Here is an 18,198-nt window from a genome sequence, read left to right as displayed (position 1 = left end):
GGATGGGAGAGAAGAGCGATGTATAGAAAAGGGGACAGTCTGGACGACTTCATTTTATTTGACCGCATTTGGACCCGGGTCTGGCGGCAGCAGGGCTTTGAACTTGAATTTACCCGCAGGGACGCGGATTGCTACCTGATTCTCTCCGATGACGGTGAAGCGGCGGGGACGGTTGAGTTTAAGCGCTATGACCCGGGCCGTCATCCGCTGGACGCTCTCGCTCCGTTCTGCGGACATCCCGCGCTTGCGCCGGGCAAGGCCGTGGAAGTGGACAAGGTAGCCCTCCTTCCGGAATACCGGGGCCGCAACCTGGACAAGCTCATTTCGCTGATTGTGCATTATTGTGAAAACCGCGGCTGCACGCATATCGTCGCATTGATGGAACCCAAGCTTTGCAAGGCTCTGCGCATGGCGTTCCGAATCAAGCTTGAGCGTATCGCGGAGCCTTTCCACTACAAGGGGGGGATGGTCGTGCCGGTCGTATGCGACGTAAGCCGCCTCTATTCCAATAAATCCGCCTACGGCTGGCTGCTCCCGAACCCGGAGCAGCCGGTAATCGCGCTGCCTGCCGTAGGCTCTTGAATAGAAACAGGAACACCCCAGCAGGGGTGTTCCTGTTTTCGTCAAGCGCGGGTCATCGCCTTCAAATTCGTAATGAGGCTGTCCAAGCGCTGGTAGCTCGTCACAATATCTTTGATGCGGGAATCGTGATTCTCGAGTCCCGCCATAATCTCTTCGAAGGAAGCCATGTTCTGTTCGGTGCTTCCGGCGATGGCGACAATTTCGTGGGAAATTTTACGGTACTCTTCTTGCAGCAGCGAAACGGACTCTTCCACGTGATCGGACTGATTTTTGACGAGTCCGGTATTGTCGGCTACCCGCTGGATGATGCTCTCGACCTGTTCGTTGGCTGCGCGACCCGCCGTAATCGCCTGCTTCCCGAGATTCACCTGTTTGGTCACCTCGATGCTTGTGTGGCGGATGCCCTGGAGAATGTCGTTGATCTCTTCCGTGGAGCGGCGGGAGTTTTCGGCGAGCTTGCGGACTTCGTCGGAGACGACGGCAAAGCCTTTGCCGTGCTCTCCGGCCCTGGCGGCCTCGATTGCCGCGTTGAGCGCAAGCAGGTTGATCTGAGATGTGATGTCGTTGATTAGCCCGACCATGCTGCCGATGCGCACGCCTTGTTCATTCAGATCATTCATCAAATGGACGGTCCGGTGAATGATGCTGTAGACGGTTTCGATTTCCGCGCTGAGAGCATGAACCTGTTCGCTCCCCTGATTCGTCAGGCCGATATTCTCCGTAGACAGCCGCTGGAGCGTACCGGAGCCATCGGCTACGCTGGAGACGACCCGTTCGACTTCCTGGACGAATCCGCTGATATCCACCACAATTTGAGTCTGATGCTCAACGCTGGTAGAGACTTCGCCAAACGTGGCGGTGACTTCTTGTGAAATTTTACCGGCTGTGGCTACATTGGTTTTGAGAGTGGCATTGAAATCATTCAATACCTCTACGGTAGAGCCGACCTGTTCCAGCAGCGAGTCCGTTTGAGTTTTTGCCTCCAGGGTCTCCGCCTGCTTTTCCATGACTTCTGTTTGCAGTTTCTCCGAAAAACGTGCGGAAGCGGCTGAAGCCGCGGTAATCATGACGACATAGAGCAGCAGATTGGCGAGGGATTCTTTGGGGAACATGGCTTCGTAAAAACGCGGTTGGACGAATAGAAAGGCCGTTAAAGCCGCTCCAAGTATGCCGGAGAATACGATAGGCCGATAATTGGAGTAAAGGGTCATCAGCGCAATGTTGACAAAGATGAGGTAATACGTGCTCGTCAGCGGTTCGGCGTAAATCAGCAGAGCGGTCAAAACGGTTATGTTCACCGGAACAATATACATAACGAGCCGGGGCGCTATGTGTTTAACCGACATCAGGGTGCTGATTCCGCAAATCACTATACCGACAACGGCAAGCACGAGCACTACCTCTAAACTGGCCGTCATAAGATCGATTACGATACCCAGGGCAAGCATAATCCACAGAATGCGGTTGAGCAGTTTGTTCCTTTTAAAAAGCAGATGGTTCGATTCCATGATTTCCCTCATCTCTTAATATTTGTTTACTTTCACCTAATCGGTTGTTTACCGTAAAAAGTTTATAGATTCCGCCAATAAATGTTAGTCTTTTTTTAAGATTTTTTTCGGACGGCGTTTGAAGAATCCGCGTGCAGTGCGGCAAAAAACGGGTTATAATAGGGGGAAGCTTAGCCGGAAGGAGCTGGCAGATGGACAGGCGCGCGTTTCTCAAATGGCTTACCGCATTTTTTGCCATTCTGCTCGGCGCCGGTGCGGGAACCGTATTAAGCGGATTAAGGCGGAAATCCGGGCTGCCCGACCGTGAAGCATCCGTGGCCAAGGCGGAAGAAGCCGAAGAGCTCCCGGCGGGAGAGGATCTTCAGCTTCCGGATGATCCGCAGGCGGGGAAGGCACTCGCCACTTTCGCGATCATGAGCGATATCCACGCTTCGCCCGACGACCCGCTGACTCTGGAGCATTTTAAATCCGCTTTGAGCGATATGTCGGCCATGAAACAGCCGGTGGATGTTCTCCTTCTGACCGGCGATTGTACGGACTACGGGAGAGAGCGGGATTACAAGGAGCTGGGCCGTGTTATGAAGGCGCACAAGCTTCCGCCCGTGCATGCCAATATGGGGAATCACGAATATTACGATCTTTGGCTGGACAAAGCAGGCGAGTTTAACCGGGAGGGCATGCCCAACGGCAAGACCGACGCGATGGCCAGGGAAAGATTTTTAACATTTTTCGGATACAAGCAGCCTTATAACCGGATGGACCTGGAGGGCTGCACCATTCTGCTGCTCTCGCAGGAAGGCTATATGCAGGAGAAGCCCGAGGCTGGCGAAGGCGCCTGGTATACCGACGCGCAGATGGAGTGGTTCAAAGCCCAGCTGGCGGGCCTGGACAAAACGGCGCGGATCTTCATTATGATCCACCAGCCTCTCCCGATGCAGGGGCGCAGCGGGGGAAGCCACCAGATCGTCCGCGGCAAGGAGATCCGGGAGCTCGTCGCCCCGTACAAAAACGTGTTCGTTTTCTGCGGACACCGGCACCAGGATTTCCAGAACGGATCGGCCCACTATTTGCAGGAGCCGTTTCATTATTTTCACAACTCATCGGTCGGCCGGACATTGAACAAGGCTCTGCCGGATGCACGGAAATCGAAGACGCAAGGCCTTTATGTCCAGGTTTTCGAGAATAAGGTCGTGGTCCGCGGCCGCGATTATGCCCGGCGCAGATGGCTGAAGGAAGCGAACTGGACGATCGCATTGAACAGGAAGAACGTATGACGCCGCAGGCACCGGGAGCGGGCAGCGGCATAAGATGAACTATAGAGAAAGCAGGAAGGATCCAACCATGAGTACACCTTTACAAAAAGAGCTTCAAACCGAAGCGGCGAAGCGCCGCACGTTCGCCATTATTTCCCACCCCGATGCGGGTAAAACCACACTGACGGAGAAGCTGCTGCTCTTCGGAGGCGCAATCCGTCTCGCCGGAACGGTTAAAGGCCGTAAAGTCGGCAAATATGCGACTTCCGACTGGATGGAGATCGAGAAGCAGCGCGGGATCTCCGTTACGTCGTCCGTAATGCAGTTCGATTACCTCGGACATAAGGTCAACATTCTGGATACCCCGGGTCACCAGGATTTCAGTGAAGATACGTACCGCACCCTGACCGCGGCAGACAGCGCAGTAATGCTGATCGACGTCGCGAAGGGCGTCGAGGCGCAGACGATCAAGCTGTTCCAGGTATGCCGCATGAGAGGCATTCCGATTTTCACGTTTATCAACAAACTCGACCGTGAAGGCCGGGATCCGTTCGAACTCTTGGAAGAGCTTGAGCAGGTGCTCGGTATCCGTTCGTATCCCATGAACTGGCCCATCGGAATGGGCAAGCGGTTCTGCGGCGTATACGACCGCCAGCGGACTCAACTGGAGCTGTTCCAGGGCGACGATCACAAACAGGTTGCCGTCCGCAAGGTGGAAGGCTACGAGGACCCGGTTATCAAGGAAATCGCTGGAGAGCATTTGTATGAGCAGCTCGGACAAGAGCTGGAGCTTCTGGATGTGGCCGGCGATCCGTTCGATTACGACAAAGTGATGAGAGGCGAGCTGACGCCCGTATTTTTCGGCAGCGCCGTCAACAACTTCGGCGTTCAGACGTTCCTGGAAAACTTCCTCGAACTGGCGCCCGCTCCGGAGCCGCGTAAAAACTCGCAGGGAGAAATGGTAGAGCCGACCAAAGAGAACTTCTCGGGGTATGTGTTTAAGATCCAGGCCAACATGAACCCGGCTCACCGGGACCGCATCGCGTTTCTGCGCATCGTGTCGGGCAAGTTCCAGAGAGGCATGTCCGTAAAGCACGTGCGCGCCGGGAAGGAAATTAAGCTTTCTCAGCCGCAGCAGTTTCTTGCCCAGGACCGCGACATTGTGGAAGAAGCGTATCCCGGAGATATTATCGGGTTGTTCGACCCGGGTATTTTCAGAATCGGAGATTCTCTCAGCCAGAAGGAAGAAATTGTGTTCGACGAGCTGCCTACGTTCTCGCCGGAAATTTTCGCCAAAGTGACCGTCAAGAACGCCTTGAAGCACAAGCAGTATCAGAAGGGGATCGACCAGCTTACGGAGGAAGGAACCATTCAAGTGTTCCGGACTACCGGAGCGTTTGACGATACGATTCTCGGGGTAGTCGGCCAGCTCCAGTTCGAAGTGTTCGAGCACCGGATGAAAGCCGAGTACGGGGTAGATATCCAGCTTCAGCGTCTGGGCTTCCAGTTTGCGAGATGGATTATCGACGAGAAAATCGATCCGTCGCGCTTCCGCATCAACTCGCAGCTTGTCACCGACAAGAAAGGCAACTATGTCGCCTTGTTCGAGAGCGAGTACGCTCTGCGGTCCGCTATGGAGAAAAATCCGAACGCGCAGTTCCTGACAAACGCGCCTTAATAAACAAGGAGGAACGGGTGGTGAGTGCTTCCCGCTCCTCCTTATTAAACGAAAAGCCATTCCGCCGATTTGGGCGGGATGGCTTTTTTTGGGATGATACGGCGCTAGTCCGGATCGTGGCTGTCCCGCTCGGTTTGTTGTTTGCGGTCCCGTTTTTCGGCTGCAAAGGCGGTTAGGGTGCCGGCTGCCAGACCTGCGCCCAGGAAGAGAGGCCCGTACCATTGCGAGAGGGAGAAAGGTGCCACGGGCTTTTTTTCCTCCCAAGGACCGGGGGCCGCCCATTCGCCCGGCTGCACCCCAGTCGTAACGGAATCGGGGGACGGAGAAATATTTTCAGGCGGGAGCGAAGAAGGTTCGGCCGAGGAAGATTCCTGGTACTTCGCGCCGAGTTTGTCCAGCAGGGCCGTAATCTCATCGGGGGTGTAAAACCGGGAGTAAGGTTTCCCGCCGGAAAGCTGGATCAATCCTTGATAGACCCCGCTAACGCTAAAAGGGTTTCCGGCTTTGAGAAGAAGCAGGTACCGTTCGCCCGGAAACATTTTGCTTTCATCGGCGAATTGAAGCACCTTAATCTCGATAGGGTTTCTGACATCGATATCGCCCTTAAGAATTTGATCGGGCCGGAGCGTGTAAGAGCTGTCGGTACCGGATTTCTGTTCCCGAAGTACGGTTCCCGTTACAATGACCTCCGATTCCTCCTCTAACTCTCTAAGCGGAATCAGCGCATAATCCAGCGCACTCGCTTGAGGGGGAGTTAGCAGCAGGCCGATCCAGCCCGCCAAGACCAACAGGACGACGGTCGTTAAACGGTACTTTCTTCTCATAGGATTCACCTCGGTCGCTTTTTCCTATTAACGGAAATTTGGTCCGCAAGGTTGCATTTTCCCGGCGGCAGGCGTTTGTCCGTGACGGTCCATGGCCCGGCCTCATAAGCTGATCGTAGGTTTGGAGGATCTGATTCAAGCAGGCAAGTCGCGGAAAGGATAGGAGGAGGCACCGGATGAGAAGATATGTCGTGAGCAAGTGGGTAAAGACGGAGGCTGTACTGCACAGCACGGCCGTGCGTCCCCATATACCGGCGACGCGGATCTTGTCGGAAGAATCGCTGCGGGAAATGCTGAACGAATATCGAATGGTATACGTGAAACCCGACTGCGGGACGTTCGGTAGCGGTGTCATGCGGGTGGATTATAACGAGAAAGATGCCAAGCCTTACCGGTATCAGCACAGGAAGACGACCCGGAGCTTTGAAACCTTCGAGGATTTGTATCAGTCTCTGAAAGCGGCAGCGGGAGGCCGAAAGTATCTGGTTCAAAAGGGCATCCGTATGCTGAAGCACAATCACAACGTGTTCGATTTGCGGGTCATGGTCCAGACCAATCCGGCCGGACAATGGGAAACAACCGGCATGATCGGCAGAGTTTCCCAAACCGGCAAGGTGGTTACGAATTACCACAGCGGAGGGAAGCTGCGCTCCGTTGAGACTTTGCTCGGTCCCTATTTAGGCGCCGATGAAGTGAAGCGCTTCAAAGCGAAGTTAAAGCGGCTGGCTCTCGGCACCGCTCATGCCCTCCGTTCCAAATATCCCGGTATCCGGGAAATCGGGCTGGATGTCGCTGTCGACCAGGAGTTTAAGCCTTGGGTGCTGGAAGTGAATACGAAGCCGGACCCGTATATTTTTAAAGTTCTGAAGAATAAGCGAATCTATGCGAAGGTACGCCGGTACTACAAGTTCAACAAGCGGAGATGAAAAGAAACGGCCGGGCTGCGTCAGCCGGGCCGTTTCGGTTTGTTTTGAAATAGCACCTCGCGGTGTGGGGAAAACCCGGTCAGGGGTATTTAGATCCCCGCGGAACTGAGAAACCGCGGGACGTTGACCGGCACGCTTTGCGTACGGGCCTGCGTCATTCCTTCCAGGCAGCTTACGCCGAAATCCGCGGCACCCGAAGCGACCAGCGCATCCGCCCTCACGCCGAACCGTAGAGCTGTAAGCCGGGTCCGATACGGAGAAGTACGAGCGAGGAAGGCAAGCTCCCTTTCCGTCAGAACGGAGAATAGACCGGAGACCGGCAGCCGTCAAACGCCGCTCTCAGACTTGTCCTGCGCCGGCATTTCTCCCGTATGGGCGCTTTCTACCGGCTTAACGGGGAAGCGCAGGCGGAAGGTGGTGCCTTCGCCGGGCACGCTCGATACGCTTATGTCGGCGTCGTGCGCCTCCATAAGCCGCTTCACGATCGAAAGCCCGAGTCCGGTTTCGCTCCGGTCCTTGGAGCGGGAAGGATCGGCTTTGTAGAACCGGTCCCAGATCTGCTCCATCTCCTCGGCGGTCATGCCCCGGCCTGTGTCGGAGATGCTCAGCTCGGTGGCGTTCACTGTCTGCCTTGCCGTCATCCGTATGGTGCCGTGGGACGTGAACTGGATGCTGTTTTTGATCAGGTTAATCAAAATCTGCGTCAAACGGTCGTAATCGCCGTAAATCATCGTATCCGGTGGGCAGTCGATTTCCAAATGAAGGTCTTTTTCCCCGATCAGGAACTCGAAGGACTCTTTCAGCACTTCAAGCAAATCATTCAGCGGATAGTGCTCGCGGCGCAGGGTGATAAGTCCGTTTTGGATCTTTTCCATATCCAGCAATTCATTGATAAGGCGGATAAGCCGGAGCGTTTCCTGCTCGATGATGCCGTAGTATTTGACCTGCTCGTCGTGTCCGGTAATATACTCGCTCTTCAAGCCCTCGACAATGCCCCGGATCGAGGTGAGCGGCGTTCTCAGTTCATGCGTCACATCGGTGATAAAACGCCTTCGTTTGATTTCGATACGCTCCAGCTTGTGGGAGGTAAACTCCAGCTGCTCCGCCATCCGGTTGAAATCCCGGGACAGGTCCCCGAGCTCGTCCGTCCGCGTGAGGTCGCAACGCGTGTCGTACCGCCCGTCGGCGATGCGCCGGGTAGCTTGCCGGATCGAAAGAACGGCCACGCTCATATTGCGCGAAACGATAAGCGCGACGATCATGGCAAGCACGAAAACAACGATACCGGCGAGCACCACCATTTCGTACACGCGGGAAAGCGTCTGCGTCATTCCTTTGACCGGAGACATGACGAACAAATAATTTTTGCCGTCGGAATGCTTTAATTTAAGCTCGTACGGATACACCAGATAGGGGTCCGGTCCGCTTTCCTCCACAATCAGAGCTTTGCCGCTCTGAAGCTTGGGAATTTGGGCGAGCAGGCTGTCCATAAAGGTTTTGGACCGGAACGTCGGAGGCGTGGTGCGCTGGTCTTTAAAATAAAGCTGCCCTTTCGCATTCATGGCGATGAAGGAAATGCCGCGCTCCCTCAGAACCGTGCGGTAGGCGCTAAGGGTCAATTCGGGCACGACTTCCTCCCGGAGGATCAGCCGCGAAATCGTGTCTCCGGCGCTTTCGAGCTCTTCCGTTTTCTCGTCGTAAATGTGGACCTTGAACAGATAGACGAAAATAAAACTGACGAGCACGAGCACAAGCAGAGACAGGAACAGCAGCGAGACAAACTGTCTCTGGAAAAACGTGAAGCGGTGCCGGGACGGAATCAGCCTGAATTTCATCTTATTCCTCCAGTTTGTAGCCGACTCCCCAAACCGTAGAAATCAGCGGCCTTTCGGTGCTGCCGATTTTGGTGCGGAGTCTCTTGATGTGGACGTCGACCGTACGTTCATCGCCGTAAAAATCATATCCCCACACAGCTTCGAGAAGCTGTTCCCGTGTAAACACGCGCTTGGGGTAGCGGACGAGCAGAGAGATCAGATCGAATTCGCGGGGGGTCAGGTTCGTGAATTTGTCCGGTCCCACGTAGACCTCCCGTGTGCTCGTATCGACTTTGATATCTTTGTAGACGAGCCGTTCTCCGTTGTCTTCGGCAAGTTCCTCCGGAAACGCCGGATCTGCGGCACCGCTGTCGGTCATACTGCCGGGCCCGCTGTGATATCGGCGCATAATCGCTTTGATGCGTGCGAGAAGCTCCAGGGGACTGAACGGCTTCGTGATATAATCGTCCGCGCCGGATTCCAGCCCGAGCACGCGGTCGCTTTCCTCTCCGCGGGCCGTCAGCAGAATGACGGGGGTGTCCTGGGTCTGGCGGATCATCCGGCACAGCTCGATTCCGCTCCGGTTCGGAAGCATCCAGTCCAGAATAATCAGGTTCCAGGAAGCTTCCCGGATCAAATATTCGGCTTCGGAACCCGTGTGCACGAACGTAACGGTCCCTTCCCGTTCCAGAAAAGGGCGGAGCATTTCGCACACCGACCGGTCGTCTTCCACGACGAGCAGTTTCATTTTTCGCTCAACTCCTTATATGACAAGCGGTTGTCCCGGCAGGGCTTCGGCCGCAACCTTGCTGTTGTTCGATGTACAAGCGCGGCTTAGGTTAGTGCGCTTTCATAATCTTAGCATAGTCGGTCGGATAGGCGAGTGCAAGTAGGTATGGAGCCGGTGGAAAGCACCTGCCGCCGATTGACAGGAAGCCGCGGAGCATGAGAAAATGAACGCGTGTTCATTTATTTTATCCGAAAAATTTCTTACAATAAACGATAATGATCTCATCGAATCGCACGATTAGGATGTATAACGTATATATACATTGAATTATTTATAGAAACCGGGCGGTACGGAACGCCGACTGAGGGGTAGCGGTATGGTAACGAGAAAAGATGTGGCAAAAATGGCGGGGGTGTCCGAAGCGACGGTTTCCCGCGTTTTTAACAATGTAGGGCCTATGAAGGAGAATACGAAGCAGAAAGTGCTGGCGGCCGCCAAGGAGCTGAATTATCATCCCAATGCGGTGGCGCGCAGCTTTGCGCTGGGGAAGAGCGGTCATATCGGCCTTATTCTGCCGTACGTGCCGAAGGTGCACCTGTTCTCGACGTATTATTTCTCGGAAATATTGAGCGGAATCGGCGAAGGGGTCCGCAGGCACGGCTGCGATATGCTGGTTATGTTCCGTTCTCCCCACGAATCGGTGGATTACACGGAGCCATACCGTTCCCGGAAAGTGGACGGGTGTATTTTTCTGGGTGCGCTGGACGTGCCCGCGCAGAGGGAAGGGTTCCGGGAGCTTGACCGCCAGGGCATGCCGTTCGTGCTGATCAATCAGCACTACGAAGGGGAGACCTACAGCGTCGTGGACGCCGACCACGAGCAGGGCTGCTACGAGGCGGTCAAGCACTTGCTCGACGGCGGGTACCGGCGGATCGCGTTCTTGAACGGGTCCCCGGAGTATTCCAACAGCGCGGACCGTCTGCGCGGTTATTACCGGGCCTTGAACGAAGCGGGACTGACGCCGGAGCCCGGGCTGATTCTGGAAGGCAACTACAGCCGGACAAGCGGCTATAAGGCCGCGGCACGGATTGCCGAACTCGGCGATGAAGTGGATGCGGTGTTCTCCTCGAACGACCGGATGGCGGTCGGCCTCATGCAGGGCCTGAAAGAGCGGGGCATCGTTCCCGGTGAAGATCTCGCGATCGTGGGATATGACGATTCCGAAGCCGCCAAGCTCAGCGATCCGCCGCTGACCTCCGTCTATGTCCCGTTCTTCGAGATGGGGCTGCTCGCGGCCGATGCGCTGCTGAAGCGGATTAACGCTTCCCCGGAAACCGAAGAGCTGCCTCCTTCGTTCCATGAACGTCTTTCCACGAAACTCGTCGTCCGTGCTTCCTCCAGCTTCCGGCCGGGGGGATAATAGTCCAACGGACGGACAGCTTTTTGCAAACGCGATTGCCGCAATGATCTCTCTCATTCATTTCACTGAATTCCTGTATGCTATAATAGAGAAAAAAGACTCATTCCAAAGGAAGTTCGAGCGAGCGGATTCAGCGGACAAAGGTGTACCGCGCGGCCGGCGGGCTTGTCGGAGGAATAAAGGAGTCTACAAGGGAGCGGATACCGTTTGGAGAAGGGACAGCTTGTTGTGGTGACCGATTTTGACGGCACATTGATGGAGCAGGATGTAGGGGCGACCCTGATGAAGGAACTCGGGGTGGAAGACCGCCCGGATGTCCGGGGGAAGCTGGAGCGCTTTCTAAACAAGGAGATCGGTTCGCGGGAATGGATTCACACGTCCTACGGCCTTCTGGGGGATCGGCAGAAGGATGTAAATGCCATCGCCGACCGTATGAATTTGAGGGACGGGGCCGAGGAGTTTCTGGCGTACTGCAAAAGCAGAAGCATTCCTGTGACGGTACTCAGCGACGGAATGAAATATTACATCGACCGCATTATGGCCGCCAATCATGTAACGGTGGATACCGTTATTTCCAATCCCATTCAGTACGGGGAGGACGGCGTTTACACATTAGGAACGCAAAACACGAATCCGGCCTGTTCCTGGTGCGGCTGCTGCAAATCCGGAGTTGTGCGCAAGCTTAAAGAAGAAGGCTGCCGGGTCATTTATATAGGCGACGGCAGCAGCGATATATACGGCTCGGCCTATGCCGACTGGGTTTTTGCCCGCAGCAGTCTGGCCCGCTATTTGACGCGGGAAGAGATTCCGTTTTATCCGTTCGCTACTTTTCATGATATTTTGAAGGTTGTGAGGGAACGGGAAGAGCAATTCCTGACCGGGACCCCGGAGCGCAGGGAACCGGCGGGGCACAGCTTTTGTAAATTCTGATCTGTTATAAAAAGTTAAAAAGCGGCAGCCGGCTGGCGAACAGCGGCTGCCGCTTTTCGGTTGAAGACCGCCCGGGCGGGAATAGACCGGCGATGATAAGCCCGATTTTAAGTCAAATGATCGTGCAGTGCCGTAACAAGCTCGGACTGTTTCTCGGAATCGATGTTTTTCCAAATCACTTCGAACAAAACACCGAGTCCCGGAAGCGCCTGCTCTTGCCCGTCAATGGAATCGTTGATGATTTCTTTCAGCTCATCGTTGGACTTTCCTTCGACCCGTTGAACAATCGCTTGCCGCAAACTGAGGATCATGCCTTATACGCCTCGCTTCCGTTTGGTTTCGTCTTTAATATGCTCGAAAACGGGGGCAATCATGCTATAATTAACTTCAGAATCAGGTATCCTAAAGCGTAAGGATGGAATGCCATGAAAAAACAGTTTGCGGTCATCGGAATGGGCCGTTTCGGATCGTCGGTAGCCAAAAACCTGACGGGACTCGGTTTTGAGGTTCTGGCGCTGGATCACAGCGAAGAGCGTATCCAGGAGATATCCACGGTTGTCACGCATTCGGTACAAGTGGATTGTACGGATGAAGAAGCTTTGAAAGCGCTCGGAATACGGAATTTCGACGTTGTCGTTGTGGCAATCGGTGAAAATATACAGGCCAGCATTTTGGCTACGCTTCTCCTGAAGGACATCGGGATTCCGACCATCGTCGTTAAAGCGGCTAACGATCTCCACGGGAAAGTGCTGCGCAAGATAGGCGCGGACAAAATCATTTATCCCGAGCGGGATATGGGGCAAAGGGTCGCCCATCATCTCATTTCGCCGAATATTCTGGACTATATCGAGCTGTCGAGCGAGCACAGCATCCTGGAAATGAAGGCCAACGACCGGATGATCGGCAAAAATTTGCGCGACCTCGACCTTCGCGCGAAGTTTCAGTGCAATGTGATTGCCATCAAGCGGCAGGAGCAGCTTATTATTCCTCCCCCCGTTGAAGCCCCTATACAGCCCGGAGAAATTTTGATCGTGCTCGGTAACAACAAGGATCTAAAACGTTTTGAAGTCGAATATTCGGAGTAATCAATTATGGCACAAGCATACAACCAGCCGGACATCACGTCCGTTCAAAACAACAGAGTCAAAGAATGGGCCGCGCTGCTGGACCGCAAGGGGCGGCAGAAAGCGGGCGCTTTCCTCATCGAGGGGATCCATCTCGTCGAGGAGGCCGTCCGCGCCGGCGCTCCTGTCCGCACCCTCGTGTACGAGGTGGACAAGGGCTTGCCCGGCACGCTGGCGGACCATGCCGAGGCGTCCGGCATAGAAACCGTCTCGGTGACGCGCCCGATCATGGAGCGCTGCACCGACACGGAGACACCGCAGGGAATCTTCGCGGTGGTGGATAAGCCGGCGGAGCCGGCCGAGACGCTGCTGAGGGATACCGGCAGCGATCTCGTGGTCGTGGTCGACGGGGTCCAGGACCCGGGGAACTTGGGCACGATTATCCGCAGCGCCGACGCGGTCGGCGCCTCTGCGGTCGTGCTCGGCCGGGGGACCGTCGACCTGTACAACCCCAAAGCGATCCGCTCGACGATGGGATCGCTGTTTCATCTGCCGATCGTGGAGGCGGATCTGCAGGAGCTTCTGCCGGCCGCGCGCGGAGCGGGGCGGCAGATCGTCGTCACGAGCCTTCAGGCGGATTCGAGCTGCTATGCGCTCGATATGACCCGCCCGACCTGGCTCGTGGTAGGCAACGAGGGCCGCGGCGTGTCCGAGGCGGCCGGAGAGCTTGCCACGCATCGGGTCATTATTCCGATGCAGGGGCAGGCGGAGTCGCTCAACGTGGCGATGGCGACGACGGTGCTGCTTTTCGAGGCGTCGCGGCAGCGGCTTGCCGGGTCGTCTCTTTAGTCATTTAATTGAATATCATGAAAAAGAAGAAGAGCCCTTCCTTGCGGAAGCGGGCTCTTCTTCTTTTTTGTGTTCCGGCTGCGGAGCGATTACAAGTCTACTTGCACGGTAGACCTCCAATTTGCCGCCGATCCGGTATTTTTATAGACGCCTTACCTTTCATTCCGCCAAACCTATACTTCCAGCACACGGTTTACGGAATGTCGAATTTACTTCCTACGCGTAAACCCTTCCTCTTCCAAATACTCCACCGCTTCTTCGTAACTTTCAAAAACGGAGTCGAGGTTAAGCCCCGCATGGATAAACCACATGTCATCCTCCGGCTTGACCGTCAGCACATGACCGTCGGCATTTTCCCACGTCTGTTCGTCCGTGCCGGAAGAGCCGGTTTTGTCTGCTGCCTGCCGGGCCGTTCCGGGACGGGCGGTTAACGACCGGATTGCCGCGCCGGCGAGTTCGCGAAGCTGCTCTTCCGAGTAATCCCGGATGTTGACGAGGCCCTTGTCGTCCGTTTCGGCGCCCTCAATCTGCCCGGCATAAATATACCCGTTCCCGTTGGGATGAAAATGATAGCCGACGGTTTTTTTATCATAAGCGCTGTCTTCGTAATGAAAATTTATACGTCCGAGAGACACGTTTTTCCGCTGCAGTTCAGGGAAAGATTCCATAATGGCGATTTTTTGTTCAAAAGTGAGCATAGCTGCCTCCGTTATAACTTCCATGATTTAATTGCTGATTGTATCATATCCTGTCGGAGCGGGACAGACAACCGGAAGAGCCTTCTTTTTTAAAAGAAGCCCGCATAGGGTAATAGTAATGCCGCAGGACAGGGAGGAACACGGATGATCCGGCAAAGATGGAAAAGCAGGCCTACCCGCAAGCAAGGCTGGAAAAAAAGGCTGTTCATCGTGCTGCTCATTTTTACGCTTGTCTCGCTGCAGTCGTTTATTATCATCGAGCGGAATTTGAAGCCGCCGCTGATGAATCTGGCGAAAGTGCGGATCAAGCAGATCGCCACCGAATCCATCAATGAAGCGATCTCCGATAGGATTTCCCGAGGAACGGATTTCGAGAAGCTGATCGACTGGAAAACGGACAGCAGCGGCAAAGTATCCGGCTTTATGCTTAATTATTCCGAGCATATGCGGATTACGGCAGAAACCCGCGGAGCCGTTCAAAGCCAGTTGAACCGCCTGACGGCGATTCCCGAACATATTCCTCTCGGGCAGGCGATGGGAAGCGCCATTCTCGCTTCTTTCGGTCCGAATATCCCGATCCGGATTACGCCGGCCGGGGCCGTCAAGGTGGATCTCAGCACCCGTCATGAAAATGCCGGCATCAACATGATTCTCGTCGAAGTCTATATCCGGATCGTCGCCGAGGTTTCCGTCATTATTCCGTTCGATTCCGAACCGGAAATCGTCGAAACCGAAATTCCGATTTCCTACTCGCTTGTTGTCGGCGACGTGCCCATGTACTATTTCGACAACAAGGGGAACCCCGTCGGATCGAGCAAGGACGCGGTGCCTCCGAGCATCTCGCTCCCCAATCTCAAAGGGCAGCCCGCAGCGGGGAGCGGCGGAAAGCAGCCGCCGGATGCGCCTGCGGAAGGGGTATCTAAACCCGAGGGAGCGGAGGATAAAAAAGCGGAGTAGTCCGGTCCGGGAACAGAACAAGCCCTCTCCACGGAGAAGGGCCTGTTTGTCCAGCCGCACGGTCCGGCGGATTGTGAAGAGGAAGCAGGACTGAAGGTTACTTCCCCGCCGCTTTTTTCCTGAATTCTTCTCGCTCCCATTTCTTCAGCGACGGATAAGGATCGAAGGGCCAATCCGCCAGGCCCCTGTCCCGGTACATGCCGAAGTGCAGATGAGGCGGGAATTTGCCGGAGGTCCCCGGTTTTCCGTAGCCTGAGCTGCCTACCCAGCCGACAACTTGTCCGGGCGCCACAACGTCGCCTTCCTTGATTTTTTTATCGAATCCGGACAGGTGGGCGTAGTAATGATAAATGTTGTCGAGATCACGTATGCCGATCCGCCAGCCTCCGTAAGGATTCCAGCCTTTCACTTCTATAACGCCGTAGCTGGTGCTGCGTACCGGCACACCGTAACCCGCGAACAGGTCCGTCCCTTCATGGATGCGGAAACCGCCCCAGCCCCGGCTGGCTCCCCAAGTGCTGCGGTAGGAATATTCCGCTTTGACCGGAAGGGGGAAAGCATGCTCGTGGAGGCTGAGCGTCCCGAACTTTTCGTAGATATCCGCAAATTGTTCGATGCGTTCGACGCTGCGTGTATTGGAATAATGCTCCCACAACGAAATGCGGATATCTTCGGGATCCTTTCCGTGACGCAGCATGAGCCTTGCCATCGAAGCCAGACGGTCAAGATCGCTTCCGCGGTCGGCCCGACCGTCGCCCGACCCGTCTACCCCGACGCCGCCGAAAAAGGCGATGCTTCCCGGCTCGGTGTCCTCGTGATCGGGGTTAAGCATCCCGACCCAGGTCAGCTCCGGGAAATCGATGCCGATCAGACTCTCGGGCGCGTCTTTTTTGCGGCTTTTGTTCATGGTATATTCATAGCGGTCGACAGCTGCCAGCAGAGTCCACGGTATCCCCGTGATTTCGCTGACTTTCTGCATCAGTTCTTTGCGCTCCGCATCCGGTATTTGCTTCGTTTTAGCGGCCGGTGGAGGCGCCTTAACCGGTTCGGCTGCCGTCACCGTAAGGGGGCATGCCGCGAGGCACGCCGTTAACAACCCTGCAAACAGCCTTTTGGACGGCAGAATTCCTTTCATGCGATCACCTCGTTCTGGTGCTGATGACATTAGGATGTACAGGCTTGGTGGATTTATCCCGCGAGGTTCAATTAAATGCCGCCGGAAGTGAAGAAAAGCGGCGTGGATTGTTTGTCCATTCGTGCTATAATGAAAAAAGCCCGGCTTCCGTCAGGTTTCTTGCTTTGGATGGATTGGCAAGTATTCGGATCGGGAACGTTACAAGAATAAACGCAAGGCCTTACAACCCTTGCGAACAAAAGGTGGAGCAAGCAATGGCAACTAAACCGTTACAGCGCAAGCCGGAATGGCTGAAAATAAAACTGAACACCGACGATAACTTTAAAGATTTGAAAAACATGATGCGTTCCAAAACGCTCCACACGGTATGTGAAGAAGCGAAATGCCCAAACATTCACGAATGCTGGGCAAACCGTACGGCAACTTTTATGATCCTCGGGGATATTTGTACCCGTGCCTGCCGCTTTTGTGCGGTTAAAACGGGCCTGCCGACCGAGCTGGATCTTCAGGAGCCGGAACGCGTAGCCGACGCCGCCGCTCAGATGGGGCTCAAACACTGCGTTGTAACGTCCGTAGCGCGCGATGATCTGAAGGACGGCGGAGCGACGATTTTTGCCGAGACGATCCGTGCCGTGCGGAGCAAAGTGCCGTTCTGCAGCGTGGAAGTGCTGATTCCCGATTTTATGGGCGATGAAGCTTCCCTGCAGATCGTGATGGACGCGAAACCGGACATTTTGAACCACAACATCGAGACCGTTGAGCGCATGTCCGATCACGTACGGGCCAAAGCGAAATACAGCCGCTCCCTTGAGCTGCTTGCCCGGGCGAAGAAGATGAACCCGGACATTCCGACGAAGTCCAGCATCATGATCGGGGTCGGCGAGGAGTGGGACGAAATCCTGCGGACCATGGACGATCTGCGCCGTCACGACTGCGACATTATGACGATCGGACAATACTTGCAGCCGACCAGAAAACATTTGGCCGTAGAAAAATATTATACGCCGGAGCAGTTCGCTCTGTTGAAGGAAGAAGGAATGAAGCGCGGATTCAAGCATGTGGAATCCGGACCGCTCGTCCGCAGCTCGTACCATGCACATGAGCAGGTTCGATCGGCCTCACAGACGTCCGCTCCGTAACCGACGCCGGGATACAGGGGAGGAATTGGGACATGATTCATATCGGAGGCAGAGCGTACGAGCTGATAACCGAACACCGGAACGGTTGGAATCAGGAAGTTTTCCGGGACCGTTACAGCGAAGTGCTTGAACGTTACGATTATATAGTGGGTGACTGGGGATACAATCAGCTGCGTCTCAGAGGATTTTTTCGCGAAAATCACAGCAAAGCGGGCAAGGAATCTTCGATTGTCTATCTTCAGGATTATTTGAACGAATACTGCAACTTCGGATGCGCTTATTTTATTCTTGAAAAGCTCCCGGGCAAGCATACTCCGCCCGAACAAACGGAGGAGGAAGCCGCAGCGGAGGGAGCTCCCAAGCCTTCCAGGCACCAGGGGGCTTCCAGAGCGGAAGCCAAGCAGGAGGCCCGTGAGGGCAAGAGCGACGGCCGTGAGCCGCGTGCCGACAACAAGCAGGAGGCGAGGGAATCACGGCAGGAGCAGAGAGGTTCTTCGAACCGCTCCCAGCGGCAGCAGGACGGAGGCCGTGCGGATGCCCAGGTTTCCCAGAAGCAGGGCAAGCCTCGTCCGCCGAGGCAACCCCGCGGGGATCAGCAGCGCGGCGAGCGTTCGTCCGACGCCAAGCCGAACAACCAGCGGCAGGGCGGCGGCCAAGGAGGCCAAGGCCAGAACAACAACCAGAACAACAA

At 55.3% G+C, this 18,198-nt stretch carries 18 protein-coding genes; 11 read left to right on the top strand and 7 right to left on the bottom strand.

From position 1 onward, the window contains the following. Positions 1–18: 18 nt before the first annotated feature. Positions 19–582, top strand: coding sequence for a GNAT family N-acetyltransferase (locus C4S74_RS14200; RefSeq protein ID WP_103995953.1), 564 nt, complete (start codon positions 19–21; stop codon positions 580–582). Positions 583–623: 41 nt separating this feature from the next. On the opposite strand, the gene C4S74_RS14195 is transcribed toward C4S74_RS14200, so the two are convergent. Next, positions 624–2,090: a methyl-accepting chemotaxis protein gene (locus tag C4S74_RS14195; RefSeq protein ID WP_103995952.1), complete on the bottom strand. Its 1,467-nt coding sequence runs from the start codon at positions 2,088–2,090 to the stop codon at positions 624–626. Positions 2,091–2,281: 191 nt separating this feature from the next. On the opposite strand from C4S74_RS14195, the gene C4S74_RS14190 reads away from it, so the two are divergent. Then, the gene (locus C4S74_RS14190) at positions 2,282–3,364 is read left to right on the top strand and encodes a metallophosphoesterase (protein WP_103995951.1); all 1,083 of its coding nucleotides are present in this window, start codon (positions 2,282–2,284) and stop codon (positions 3,362–3,364) included. Positions 3,365–3,431: 67 nt separating this feature from the next. Further along, positions 3,432–5,021 carry a peptide chain release factor 3 gene (locus tag C4S74_RS14185; RefSeq protein WP_103995950.1) on the top strand — a complete coding sequence of 530 codons (1,590 nt, stop codon included), beginning with the start codon at positions 3,432–3,434 and terminating at the stop codon, positions 5,019–5,021. A gap of 104 nt (positions 5,022–5,125) precedes the next feature. Here C4S74_RS14185 and C4S74_RS14180 read toward each other — a convergent pair whose 3' ends face one another. After that, positions 5,126–5,845: a hypothetical protein gene (locus C4S74_RS14180; RefSeq protein WP_103995949.1), complete on the bottom strand. Its 720-nt coding sequence runs from the start codon at positions 5,843–5,845 to the stop codon at positions 5,126–5,128. Positions 5,846–6,021: 176 nt separating this feature from the next. On the opposite strand from C4S74_RS14180, the gene C4S74_RS14175 reads away from it, so the two are divergent. Then, on the top strand, positions 6,022–6,771 hold the full coding sequence (locus C4S74_RS14175) for a YheC/YheD family protein (RefSeq protein ID WP_103995948.1): 750 nt from the start codon (positions 6,022–6,024) through the stop codon (positions 6,769–6,771). 326 nt (positions 6,772–7,097) lie between these two features. Here the strand turns inward: C4S74_RS14175 and C4S74_RS14170 are convergent, their stop codons facing one another. Then, positions 7,098–8,606: a HAMP domain-containing sensor histidine kinase gene (locus tag C4S74_RS14170; RefSeq protein ID WP_103995947.1), complete on the bottom strand. Its 1,509-nt coding sequence runs from the start codon at positions 8,604–8,606 to the stop codon at positions 7,098–7,100. 1 nt (position 8,607) lies between these two features. Next, positions 8,608–9,333 (bottom strand): response regulator transcription factor, encoded by a 726-nt coding sequence (locus C4S74_RS14165; RefSeq protein ID WP_103995946.1) that lies wholly within the window; start codon positions 9,331–9,333, stop codon positions 8,608–8,610. A 358-nt stretch (positions 9,334–9,691) separates the two neighbouring features. Here C4S74_RS14165 and C4S74_RS14160 point away from each other — a divergent pair, with 358 nt between their 5' ends. Next, complete coding sequence (locus C4S74_RS14160; protein ID WP_103995945.1) at positions 9,692–10,735, top strand: LacI family DNA-binding transcriptional regulator; 1,044 nt, start codon at positions 9,692–9,694, stop codon at positions 10,733–10,735. Positions 10,736–10,942: 207 nt separating this feature from the next. Continuing rightward, a complete protein-coding gene (locus C4S74_RS14155) occupies positions 10,943–11,665 on the top strand; it encodes an MtnX-like HAD-IB family phosphatase (protein ID WP_103995944.1) in 723 nt (240 codons plus the stop codon). Between the two features lie 107 nt (positions 11,666–11,772). Here the strand turns inward: C4S74_RS14155 and sspI are convergent, their stop codons facing one another. Continuing rightward, positions 11,773–11,976: a small acid-soluble spore protein SspI gene (gene sspI / locus C4S74_RS14150; RefSeq protein ID WP_103995943.1), complete on the bottom strand. Its 204-nt coding sequence runs from the start codon at positions 11,974–11,976 to the stop codon at positions 11,773–11,775. Between the two features lie 114 nt (positions 11,977–12,090). Between sspI and C4S74_RS14145 the strand changes: the two genes are divergently transcribed. Together C4S74_RS14145 and C4S74_RS14140 are read left to right on the top strand one after the other, a co-directional pair. After that, positions 12,091–12,750 (top strand): TrkA family potassium uptake protein, encoded by a 660-nt coding sequence (locus tag C4S74_RS14145; protein WP_103995942.1) that lies wholly within the window; start codon positions 12,091–12,093, stop codon positions 12,748–12,750. A gap of 6 nt (positions 12,751–12,756) precedes the next feature. Beyond that, on the top strand, positions 12,757–13,578 hold the full coding sequence (locus C4S74_RS14140) for an RNA methyltransferase (RefSeq protein ID WP_103995941.1): 822 nt from the start codon (positions 12,757–12,759) through the stop codon (positions 13,576–13,578). 209 nt (positions 13,579–13,787) lie between these two features. On the opposite strand, the gene C4S74_RS14135 is transcribed toward C4S74_RS14140, so the two are convergent. Further along, a complete protein-coding gene (locus C4S74_RS14135) occupies positions 13,788–14,276 on the bottom strand; it encodes a hypothetical protein (protein WP_103995940.1) in 489 nt (162 codons plus the stop codon). 144 nt (positions 14,277–14,420) lie between these two features. Between C4S74_RS14135 and yunB the strand changes: the two genes are divergently transcribed. Continuing rightward, positions 14,421–15,233, top strand: a complete 813-nt coding sequence (yunB, locus tag C4S74_RS14130) for a sporulation protein YunB (RefSeq protein ID WP_103995939.1) — start codon at positions 14,421–14,423, stop codon at positions 15,231–15,233. A 97-nt stretch (positions 15,234–15,330) separates the two neighbouring features. On the opposite strand, the gene C4S74_RS14125 is transcribed toward yunB, so the two are convergent. Further along, positions 15,331–16,368 (bottom strand): M23 family metallopeptidase, encoded by a 1,038-nt coding sequence (locus tag C4S74_RS14125; protein WP_103995938.1) that lies wholly within the window; start codon positions 16,366–16,368, stop codon positions 15,331–15,333. On the opposite strand from C4S74_RS14125, the gene lipA reads away from it, so the two are divergent. Both lipA and C4S74_RS14115 read left to right on the top strand, forming a co-directional pair. Continuing rightward, the gene (gene lipA, locus C4S74_RS14120; protein ID WP_308458021.1) at positions 16,305–17,507 is read left to right on the top strand and encodes a lipoyl synthase; all 1,203 of its coding nucleotides are present in this window, start codon (positions 16,305–16,307) and stop codon (positions 17,505–17,507) included. The genes C4S74_RS14125 and lipA overlap by 64 nt on opposite strands. A gap of 32 nt (positions 17,508–17,539) precedes the next feature. After that, positions 17,540–18,198, top strand: a 659-nt coding sequence (locus tag C4S74_RS14115; protein WP_103995984.1) for a YutD family protein, incomplete at its 3' end; no start/stop codon positions are given.

This window comes from Paenibacillus sp. UNC499MF (assembly GCF_900107975.1).
In the GTDB taxonomy this organism is placed as follows: Bacteria; Bacillota; Bacilli; order Paenibacillales; family NBRC-103111; genus Paenibacillus_F.
Note: the sequence above shows the minus strand (reverse complement) of the source record. Positions and strands in the feature narration are given on the sequence as shown.